This window comes from Saccharibacillus sp. O23 (genome assembly GCF_002205895.1).
GTDB lineage: Bacteria > Bacillota > Bacilli > Paenibacillales > Paenibacillaceae > Saccharibacillus.
Genome location: NZ_NJDE01000001.1, coordinates 317,164 through 327,512, shown reverse-complemented (window position 1 = coordinate 327,512; position 10,349 = coordinate 317,164). Strand labels below are relative to the sequence as shown.

The 10,349-nt window shown below is 57.5% G+C and carries 10 protein-coding genes; 9 read left to right on the top strand and 1 reads right to left on the bottom strand.

The window, feature by feature from the left end; genetic code table 11:
- Positions 1–205: 205 nt before the first annotated feature.
- A complete protein-coding gene (locus tag CDO73_RS01420; RefSeq protein ID WP_088486693.1) occupies positions 206–1,210 on the top strand; it encodes a Gfo/Idh/MocA family protein in 1,005 nt (334 codons plus the stop codon).
- Between the two features lie 149 nt (positions 1,211–1,359).
- Entirely contained in the window at positions 1,360–2,469 is a 1,110-nt protein-coding gene (locus tag CDO73_RS01415; protein WP_088486692.1) for a WG repeat-containing protein, read from the top strand.
- 105 nt (positions 2,470–2,574) lie between these two features.
- On the opposite strand, the gene CDO73_RS01410 is transcribed toward CDO73_RS01415, so the two are convergent.
- Positions 2,575–3,432 (bottom strand): 3'-5' exonuclease, encoded by an 858-nt coding sequence (locus CDO73_RS01410; RefSeq protein ID WP_088486691.1) that lies wholly within the window; start codon positions 3,430–3,432, stop codon positions 2,575–2,577.
- Positions 3,433–3,717: 285 nt separating this feature from the next.
- On the opposite strand from CDO73_RS01410, the gene CDO73_RS01405 reads away from it, so the two are divergent.
- The 7 genes from CDO73_RS01405 to CDO73_RS27050 all read left to right on the top strand — a co-directional run bounded on the left by CDO73_RS01405 (position 3,718) and on the right by CDO73_RS27050 (position 10,303).
- Entirely contained in the window at positions 3,718–5,805 is a 2,088-nt protein-coding gene (locus CDO73_RS01405; protein WP_088486690.1) for a methyl-accepting chemotaxis protein, read from the top strand.
- A 94-nt stretch (positions 5,806–5,899) separates the two neighbouring features.
- The gene (locus CDO73_RS01400; protein WP_088486689.1) at positions 5,900–6,295 is read left to right on the top strand and encodes a hypothetical protein; all 396 of its coding nucleotides are present in this window, start codon (positions 5,900–5,902) and stop codon (positions 6,293–6,295) included.
- Between the two features lie 261 nt (positions 6,296–6,556).
- The gene (locus CDO73_RS01395; RefSeq protein WP_088486688.1) at positions 6,557–7,522 is read left to right on the top strand and encodes a hypothetical protein; all 966 of its coding nucleotides are present in this window, start codon (positions 6,557–6,559) and stop codon (positions 7,520–7,522) included.
- Between the two features lie 4 nt (positions 7,523–7,526).
- Positions 7,527–8,849 (top strand): radical SAM/SPASM domain-containing protein, encoded by a 1,323-nt coding sequence (locus CDO73_RS01390; RefSeq protein ID WP_088486687.1) that lies wholly within the window; start codon positions 7,527–7,529, stop codon positions 8,847–8,849.
- The gene (locus CDO73_RS01385) at positions 8,839–9,924 is read left to right on the top strand and encodes a site-2 protease family protein (protein WP_088486686.1); all 1,086 of its coding nucleotides are present in this window, start codon (positions 8,839–8,841) and stop codon (positions 9,922–9,924) included. The genes CDO73_RS01390 and CDO73_RS01385 overlap by 11 nt, the downstream gene beginning before the upstream one ends.
- Before the next feature lie 81 nt (positions 9,925–10,005).
- Positions 10,006–10,128 carry a hypothetical protein gene (locus tag CDO73_RS27055; RefSeq protein WP_256972506.1) on the top strand — a complete coding sequence of 41 codons (123 nt, stop codon included), beginning with the start codon at positions 10,006–10,008 and terminating at the stop codon, positions 10,126–10,128.
- A gap of 52 nt (positions 10,129–10,180) precedes the next feature.
- On the top strand, positions 10,181–10,303 hold the full coding sequence (locus tag CDO73_RS27050) for a hypothetical protein (protein ID WP_256972505.1): 123 nt from the start codon (positions 10,181–10,183) through the stop codon (positions 10,301–10,303).
- Positions 10,304–10,349: the final 46 nt, after the last annotated feature.

The window sequence follows — 10,349 nt, the reverse complement described above, 5'->3', positions numbered from 1 at the left end:
TCGCCGACCTTCTGGCGACGTCGCCGGACGAGCTTGCTACCTTTTCCCGATCCGATCTGGTAAAGTGTACAAGGAAAGGCTTTACATAACGGCGGAGCTTGCCCGGATCGCTTGGAGAAGCAAGGCGGCCAACGCAATCAGCCGTCATCCGCCATGTAAGCCGAAAACGATTTCTATCCCACGATTCGATCAAGGAGGATATACGATGAGCGAGGCAGCAAACGGCAAGATCAAATGGGGCATTCTCGGTACGGGTTGGATCGCCGAACAGTTCGCGTCCGATCTCAAGCACGCGTCGAACGGCGAATTGTACGCGATCGGTTCGCGTACATTGGAGAGCGCGAGCACATTCGCGGAAAAATTCGGCGCGCCGGTATCGCACGGCAGTTACGAAGAATTGGCCGCCGATCCGAACGTGGACGCGATCTATGTCGCGACCCCGCATCCTTTTCATAAAGAGAACGTGCTCACGGCGCTCGCCGGAGGCAAAGCGGTGCTCTGCGAGAAGCCGTTCACGGTCAGCGCGCACGAGCTCGAGACGTTGATCGAAGCGGCGCGCGACAAAAAGCTGTTCTTGATGGAAGCGATGTGGTCGCGCTTCTTGTCGCCGATCGTGCAGGTGCGTAAATGGCTCGAAGAAGAGAAGATCGGCGAAGTCCGCGTCGTCAAAGCCGAATTCGGCTTCGATGCCGGCTGGAATCCGGAAGGCCGCCTGCTGAACCCGGAATTGGGCGGAGGCGCGCTACTGGACGCGGGCATCTATCCGGTGTCGTTCGCTTCGATGGTGTTCGGCCCGAATCCGGAAAATATCTGGACGACCGCGCATATCGGCGAGACCGGCGTGGACGAACATTTTACGATCATGCTCGATTACGGCGACGGCAAGACGGCTTCGCTGCACGGCGGCGTGCGGCTCGAACTGCCTAACGACGCGTTTATCCACGGGACCAAAGGCTATATCCATATCCCGCAGTTCCTGTTCGCCAAGGAAGCGACGCTGCACGTCTCCGGCGAAGAACCGGTGCGGGTAACCGACGATCGCGAAGATCGCGGCATCAAAGGTTATGCTTACGAAGCCGAAGAAGTCGGCCGCGCGCTGGCGGAAGGCCGCCGCGAGAGCAGCGTCATCACGCTGGCCGAATCGATGGGCATCATGCGCCTGATGGACAACGTGCGCGGGCAGTGGGGCTTGAAATATCCGTTCGAATAATCTCGACGTCCGTACCGAATCAATCTTGCGGGCGCAGGAATTCGTTTCAACCGGGCATTCCTTCGGGAAACCCGGTTTTTCTGCTTCTTTTCCGGGTAAATAACTTCAGACAACAACTTCCATGTACATAACGGAGAGGGGAACTCGTTTTGAAAAAATGGACATCCGTCGCGCTGGCTTTGGCTTTGACGGTTACGATCGCGCCGGCGGCGCCGACGGCGCATGCGGCAGACAGCGCGGCAAGCATCGTCAGCGGAACGGCGAAATCGGTCAATTACGACGCGTTAGGCACGCTCAGCGAAGGCTTGGCTTCGTTCTGGAACGCCGGCAGCAAGCTGTACGGCTATACGGACACGAACGGCAAGACCGTCATCAAAGCTCAATATAATGAAGCGAAACCGTTCAGCCAAGGATTGGCGGCGGTACGCAAAGGCAATCTGTGGGGATTCGTCGACAAGACGGGCAAAGTCGTGATCAAGCCTCAATACGAGCGCGTCGTCGAAGGATTCAGCGAAGGCTTCGCGGCGGTCCGCAAGACCGGAGGCAAATGGACGTATATCGATAAGACGGGCAAAACGGCGTTTACCGCGCCTTACGACGAAGTACACGAGTTCAATAACGGCATGGCCGTCGTCTGGAAGAAAAAAGGCGCGGCGTATGTCGGAGGGTTTATCGACGCCAAAGGCAAAGAGGTCGTCAAGCCGCAGTACCCGATGGTCAACGTGTTCAGCGAAGGTCTCGCGCCGGTCATGCAAAGCGGCAAATGGGGCTTTATCGATAAAAAAGGCAAGATCGTCGTGAAACCGCAGTTCGAGGGGGCCGCGCCGTTCAGCGAAGGTCTGGCGATGGTACTTCAGAAAGGCAAATACGGATACATCAACAAGACCGGCAAGATGGTCGTCAAAGCGCAGTATACCGGCGGACAAGCCTTCAGCGAAGGCCGCGCGGCCGTCAAGATCGGCGGAACCGCAAACGATCGGGACGGCAAATGGGGCTATATCGGCGTGACCGGCCAGTTGGTGATTCCGGCGCAGTTCAGCGACGAAGGCGCGGAGATCGGGTCGTTCAAGGAAGGCACGGCTTTCGTGCAGCGGCAGGACGCCGGCAAAGTGTTGATCGACCGCTTCGGCAAAGTGCTGGTCGACCTCAAAAGCATCGACGTGACCGTCGGCGAATTCGACAGCGGCGCGGCGATCGTGCATACGTGGACGGAAGCGGACAATTATTATTTCATGAAGAACCCGCTGAAAAGCAAATAAAAGCAGACGGATGCGATCCGGGAAGCTGTTCGACAGTTCAAAAAAAGAAGCCGGCTCCGCTCGAAGTATCGAGCAGGAGACCGGCTTCTTTTTCGCTGCTTTCCTTTACGGCTGCGGGGATGCATCCGGCTTGGCCGTCTTGTCTTCGTCTCCGTGATTCGCCTCGGCCGAAGCTTCGTTCGCCGCGCCTTCCTCCGCCTTCGCGGGCATCGGGAATTCCGGCAGCGCGTCGAAATACGCGCGAAGCTCCGTTTCTTTGCGCGGGTCCGCGAAATCGATCTTGCCGCCGCCCAGATAATGCTTGACCGCCAATTCCCAAGTCGGGACGATCCGGCGGGAAGCGAGCGACTTGGCCGCGGAACGGACCAGACGACGTTCTTTGGAATTGGAGAAGGTGTCTTTGTATTCTTTGGCCAGCGTCAGGTCCAGCTTGTCGTAGACGGCGCGGAAGATATCGGCGGTCATCAAGGCGTCGTCGAGCGCGCGGTGCGCGGAACCCGACGCTTCGATTCCCAGCAGTTCGAGGGCGCCTTCGACGCTCACGTCGTTCTTGAGTCCCTGCGTCAGCAGGAAGCCTTTGAGCAGATCGAGCGAAGGCGTCTGCGTCCAGTACGTCTCTTCCAACTTATGCATGCGAACGTCCTGCACGATCCGCTTGATGTCTTCGCCGCCCCAGACCACGAAGGTGATCGGTCCCGGCGCGGCTTCGAGCCAACTGCGGAAATCGGCGATGACTTTGGGGAAGCGGGCCGCGGTGTCGATCGACTCCTGCGGAATGCCCGTTTTTTTCTTGATGAACGAATTGAGTTTGGCAAAATAGACGGGCTTGATGAACGCGGAAAACGTATCGGTATCGCGCAGCGATTCGTCCAACCGTACCGCTCCGATCTCGATGACTTCCATCGGGTGCGGGCTGGCGAACTTGCGGCCGTTAAATTCGATGTCCAGAACAATATAATTCAAAAGGTCTGCCTCCATGCTTATTCAGAAATGAAATACAAGCTTATCTACAGTTTAGCAAAAAAACGCCGATAAAGCGCGAAGGATTACGAATCGAACAGGAATCGAACGAACGAATCGGCCCGACCCGATACGCCGGCCGATAAGAAATGGGATTTGCAGCAGTCGAATGGAAAAAATCAGGAATTTGATACGAAAGTATGTAATTATTTTGTCGAAAAAAACCGATAAACGGCTCATAGGGATCTTGCGAGAGGGAAGACCCGTGATGAGAGGAGAAAGTCGAATATGAAGAAAAAAACGGATCATCAGACAGAAAAACAAAAATCCGTTACGAGCGGTTCCCGAAAAGGGGTGTCGCTGAGAATCAAACTTCCGCTCCTGATCAGTGCGTTAATCGTGGTGGTGCTGCTGGCGAGCAGCAGCGTAACCTATTTATACGGCTCGAAGTTGTTGACGCAAAAAAGCAGAGACGAAGTGAACGCCAATGCGGACCGGCTCAGCGAAGCTCTCTCGACGACGGTGGATCTGGAAGGACAGCTCGGTTACGCGATGGCGGTCTCTCCGACGCTGCGCGATCTGTTGATGCTGCGCGAGAGCGGTTCCATGACCGACGACCAGTTCTTCTCGCCGAGCAACGAGCTTCAGCAGAAGGCCAATCAAGTATTCCGCGAAACCAAAGAAGGCACGAACGGCATCGAATCCATGATGGTCACGGACAGCAAAGGGACGGTAGTCGCCGGCAATAATCCGGATTCCCTCAAGGGAGACCGTTCGGACCGCGAATATTTCCAACAAGTCATGAAGACCGGACAACCTGCCGTCAGCGACGCGATCGTCTCGAAAACGACCGGCAACCTGATCGTCGTATTCGCGCAGCCGGTCAAAGACAACAACGGCAAAGTGCTGGGCGTTCAAGTCAATACGATCGCGGCCGACTTCTTCGTCAGCAAACTGAAAGACGTCCATATCAACGCCGAAGGCTTCATCACCGTGACGAGCCGCGGCGGAACGGTGATCTACAGTTCCCGAGACGAATCGGCAATCGGCAAGCCTTACGAAGCCGCGGGCTTCGAGAAGCTGCTGGCAGCCGAAGTCAAAGGCGAGATTTTGCAGGGCAACGTGGAAAGCGACAATTCGTACATCCGTTACGCCAAGATCCCGGTCGCGGATTGGGTGATCATGGTGCAGGATTCGTACAGCGACATCAACCGTCCGCTCGGCGAGTTGATGCAAGCGATGGTGATCTCGTTGATCGCCGCTATTCTGCTGGCGGTTCTGGTAGGACTCCTCATCTCCCGCGGCATCACTTCCCCGATCGCCCGTCTGAGCGCTTTGTTCAAGCGTCTGGCCGAAGGCGATCTGACGGTACAAGCGGACGGCAAGTACCGGAGCGAATTCGCGGATCTGGCGGACAGCTTCAATACGATGGCCGACAGCAACAAGCAGTTGATCGGCCATATGAACCATTCGATCGAAGTGCTGAACGCCAACACGGGCGATCTGGAAAATACGTCGCAGATTACGGCGCGTTCGATCGGCGAGACTTCCGTGACGTCGATGGAAATCGCCAAGGCGATGGAGTCGCAGTCGCAAGATACGGAACGGATCGTCGGACGTTTCTACGGCATCGGAGAACGGATCGAATCGCTCGGCCGGAAGACCGACGTGATTCGCGGCAGCGCCGATTCGATCGGACGCGTATTCGAGAGCAGCAGCAGCGTCGTGAACAGCTTGATCGATATCAATGCCCGCAACGAAGCGGAGATTCAGAATATCTCGGGCACGACCGATCGTCTGGCCGAGAGCTCGCAGCGGATCGGCCAGATCACCGGCGCGATCAACCAGATCTCCACGCAGACGAACCTGCTGGCCCTGAACGCTTCGATCGAAGCGGCCAGAGCCGGCGAGCACGGACGCGGATTCGCGGTCGTAGCCGACGAGATTCGCAAACTGGCGCAGCAATCTTCCGATCAAGCGAACGAAATCGGCGATATTATTCGACAAACGCTGGAGCAGGTCGACAAAAGCAACGAGAGCGTCGGCGCGATTCGCTCCATCTCGTCGAGCCAGAACGAATACGTCGACCGGACCCGCGAAGCGTTCGAGGAGATTCTGTCCAGCGTAACGGCGATCACCGATCAGATCCGCGACATGGCTTCGGAATTCAAAGCGATGGAACGCGACAAGAACGAAGTGCTCGAAGCCGCGCAGAGCCTGTCCGCTTCGGGCGAACAAGTCTCCGCGTCGATCGAGGAAGTCACGGCCACCGTGCAGGAGCAGTCCGGCATGGTGCAGCATCTGGCCGAGATGGTGCAGAGTATCGAACGCTTGACCGGGCAGCTCGGCGAAGCCGCCGCCCGATTCAAGGTCTGAACGGACGCCCGAGCGGGAAAACGCGGGCTCCGTAACGAAATGTGCGCCCGTCCGGTCGGCCAAGCCTCGGGGCGGGCGATAAGGAGGAATCCGCATGCCTATCATGCCGATCGACAACGTCAGAAACGCTTCGCGCGTCTTGCCGGTTCAAGCGGTACAGCCCGTACAGCGTTCGCAGGCCGTCGGTCCGCGATTTCAGCTTCCGCTCGATAACGGGCGTCCCCGTCCGGACAATCGCCGCAAGCTGAGCGCCGGACGCAGCGTGGTCGTTCGCGAAGACGGCTTCGTCCGGCGCTACGGCGTGCTGCCCGACGGAACGCGCATCTTGATCTCCGAGGAAGCGGAGCACGAATCGCACCCGTTCCCGCTGCCGCATCACGAAGCGCCGCGCATCATCGAAGCGGACAGCGAGATCAAGCACGATCCGGAAGGCAGCTTGAAAGCCAGCGGCCGGAAATTGAAATCTTTGCTGAACGAAGGCCGATCTTAAGCGAGCTTTCACGCTTGATTGCAAATCGACACCGAATCGTCACCGGAAAACAGAGCGTTCTGAACGGATAGTAAATCCGTCAGAACGCTCTTTTTGCTATAAAAGCGAATTTTCGATGAACAATAACGACCGGATCGCTTAAATTTGGAAGGTTTCCGGGACTTTGGAACCATTGTATGGGATGGGAATAAATGAGATATTAACCGCGAAGAAGCAGTCGAGTTTAAGTTTTCTAACTTCGGGCGGAAAGGGCGTGATCGCGTGAATAGCTGCGACCTGCTCCTGTTGCGGGAGAAGGTGCAAGGGATCGGGGAAGACGACGCGGCGCTGTGCGCGGGACTCAATAACCAAATGTTCACCGGCCTCTATGCGGGCAAGCCGTTATACATGCTGCAAGGAAGAAAGGTCTTGTTCATCGACGAACTGCTGGAAGGTCTGGAAGCGGACTTCGACAAGCTTGATCCGGAAGACCTGTTGGACCTGCCGCCCGACCGCCGGGACCGGGTACTGATCGTGCTGCCTTACGTCGATTTCGACAAGATCGCCGGCTTGAAGGCGAATACGGTCCATTTTATGAGCGTGTATACGACTTATGCTCTGGAAGACATCGACCGGGGAGAGCTGGTGCTTCGAGGGCTGCACGAGAACGAATATATCCGTAAGCGCTTAAAAGTGAGTGACTTTTTTCACTTATCTTCTCTGAAAATCAAGCCGTTGATGGTGAATTACCGTATCCTGCATATCCGCTCGGAACGCGTAAGCGAAGACGCGATCCGCGCTTGCATCCGCCGCCGGATCGGCGAGCTGCGCGCGGACGAGCAGTATTTCGTCGAAGGCGAAGGCTGGGTCAAAGGCCGTTCGTTCTACGGCGAAGTCTCGCGCAAGCTGACGGAAGAATGGAACGAGAGCTTCAACCGCGTCGCCAAATTCGTGTTTTTCCAGAGCATGCTGAACGGCAGCTCGTTTTTCTACCGCCGCGAGTTCGCCGCCGCTCTGACCGGGCGAGGGGAATCGCCGGAAGCGGCCGAAGGCCTTTACCGCGCGGGCAATCTGTGGCGGAAGCTGGGCCGTTATCTCCAGCGGCTGATGATGGAGAACAAACCGCTCGACGAGAGCGTCGCGCGCGAGCTGATGATCGAGATCGAACGGACGGAAACGGCGGCGATCGCCGCGTTGGAACAGGAAACGGGCGGCTTGGCGCCGCTGCATTCGAGCGGAAGGACGTGACAAGATGCTGTTCGAAGTCAAAGAAGGAATCTGGTTCGACAATCTGAGTGCTGCGATTCACAAAGGCACGCCGGGAGCGCGCTCGTTGACGGGCGTTTCTTCGTCGGAAGAGATGGCGCAGCGGCGGGGACCGGGCTGGCGGCCGACGCTGATCTACTTGTCGGCGACCGATTGCAACCTGCGCTGCAAATATTGCTACGCCGACTGCGGCACGTACGGCATGAAATCGTCGAACAAAGTATTTTCGTTCGAAGACTACGTGGAGAGCTATGAACGGATGCGCGATATTTTCGGCGGCGTTTCGACGCTATCGTTCTTCGGCGGCGAACCGCTGCTCGGCTTCGCGGAGATCCGCCGGTTCGTGGAATACCTCCACGAACGTTATCCGCGCGAAGAACTGCCGGAACTGTCGATCAATACCAATTCGACCATCGCCGGCGGCGCGGTACTCGATTTCTTGCGGAAATACGATTTTATTATCGGAACCAGCATCGACGGGCCGCGCGACGTTCACGACGAGAACCGGATCGACGCGGCGGGCGGAGGCACGTACGATCGGGTGCTGCGCAACATCGACCGTTTTACCGACCGGGACATCCACGTGTTCGTGCAGTATACGTTCAACAAGTCGCATCTGGACCGGTACGAGCCGGGAAAAGGGATGGCCGCGCAGTGGTATCGCGAACTGGAGAGCCTGCCGATCGAGAATTACGACATGATCCCGGTCAGTTCGGAAGATCCGCGTTTCAAGCTGGATATGCACGACGAAGAATCGCTGGCGCGTTATCTGGCGTTCTGCGAAGAATCGGCCGACTACTATCTGGACCGGATGCGAGACGGCGATATATCCAAGCTGCCGCGCATGTTCGTGGGCCTGATGCTGCGGATCATGACGCGCACCTTGCACAAAGACTGTTCGGCCGGGTATTCGCTGTCGATCACGCCCGACCGCCAAGTGTTCCCGTGCCACGCGTTCGCTTCGGACGAGCGCTTCGCGGTAAGCCTGGACGAGCTTCGCGGCGAAGCAGACCTGCTGGCGAACCCGTGGTTCCGCAGCGTGCGCGAAGCCGACCGGCTCAAAGTGGAGAAATGCGAGAAATGCATCGCCCGGCGCGTCTGCGGCGTCTGGTGCAAAGCGCTGACGTTCGGGGAAAAAGGCAGTTTCGACGACGTGCTGGAAGAACGCTGCGTGCTGATGGACGTCTACACGCGCCGAATCGTCCGCTTTCTGGTCGAAGAATACCCGGCTCATCGCGAAGCGATCCGCGACAAGCTGCTGGCGTATAACCGCGTGCAGATGCAGATGAGGACCGCTTATGAAAGTTAGGCAGGACGTCGGCTACTGCCTCAACCGCACGCTGCTCGGCCGCAAGCTGATCGTCGGCGTGAAGGAAGAAAACAGCTTCGTCAGCTTCGGACGCGAGCATGCGGGCGGCGTAATGGCGTTTATCGACCGTTACCGGGAACGCGAGATCGAACCGGCGTCGCTGAACGCGTCGGAACAGAGCATTTGCGCCAATCTGGACAAACTGGGGTATCTGGATACCTCGGAAGCCCGGAGCCGGGAAACGTTCAACGAATTCGCGAAGATCGGGCGGGTATTTTTCCGGATCTCGCCGTCCCGCCAGACCCGGGGAATCGGGCGCGGGGCGGTCGGCACCGCGGCTTTCCTGCTGCTGCTGCTCGCCGCCGCGTTGTTCGCTTACGTACAGCGCGGCTATCTGCCGACGCAGATCGATTACGTTCATATGCGATTATGGGAAATCCTGTTCACCGTGTTGGTCTTTCCGCCCGCGATCCTGCTGCTGCACGAACTCGGGCATTGCTTGGCGGCTTGGTACGAAGGCGTACGCATCTCCAGCATCAGTCTGGGCTGGTTCTTCATCTATCCGATCGCGCTGGTGCAATACCGGGGGCTCAATCTGGAGTCGCAATCCCGCAAAGTGATCGTCATGGCCGGAGGCATCGCGATGAATCTGCTGCTGGCGACGCTCGGTCTCGCTCTGAAAGCTTACGGGCCGGCTGCTTGGCACGGAGCGGTCGTCGATATCTGGATCTCGGCGAACGTCAGCGCGATCTTGACCAATCTGGGTCTGTTTGGCATGACGGACGGCTACTTTATCTTCACCAGCCTGCTGGGCGTCATGAATATCCGGCTCAAAGGCTACCGGTACATCAACGCCAAACTGGGCCGAAAAACGGACAAGCTCGACGCCAGTTACCGGGTCAGCGGCCTGCTGCTGCTCGCCTTGTTCCTCAACGGCGTCGTCAACGCCTATATCCAGTTCCATTACCTGAGCGGCTTGTTCGATATCGCCGGCTGGATCGCCATGCTTGTTCTAACGCTGCTGCTGGTCTTCATGACGTTCAAGTTCGTCCGACGGATCCGGCTCGCGTTCTAACCTTGATAAAAGACGTCCGTTTCGGTCGTTTTTTATACATACTTAACGCTTGGCATGCCTGAGCGAAGGGAGGACACGTCTATGCGTAACGAATTCGAAAACAAAGAAGCGATGGAAGAAATGAGCTTCGAGGAAGAAATGTTCGAAGAGATCGAAGAAATCGTCACGGCCGGCTGGATGGGCTGCGCGAGCTGCTGCAACTAAGCCGCGTTTCGGCGGCGTTCCGCCGCGCAAACGGCTGAAAGGAGGAGAACGCTTGCGGGAAGAAAACGGCAAACACGAATCGCCGGAAGAACTTCGTTTCGAAGAGGAAATGTTCGAGGAGATCGAAGAGATCGTGACGGCGGGCTGGATGGGCTGCGCGAACTGCTGTAGTTAAAACGTTCGCCCATAGGCGGAGAAGAATGGAGCGCGGAGCCTCGGCA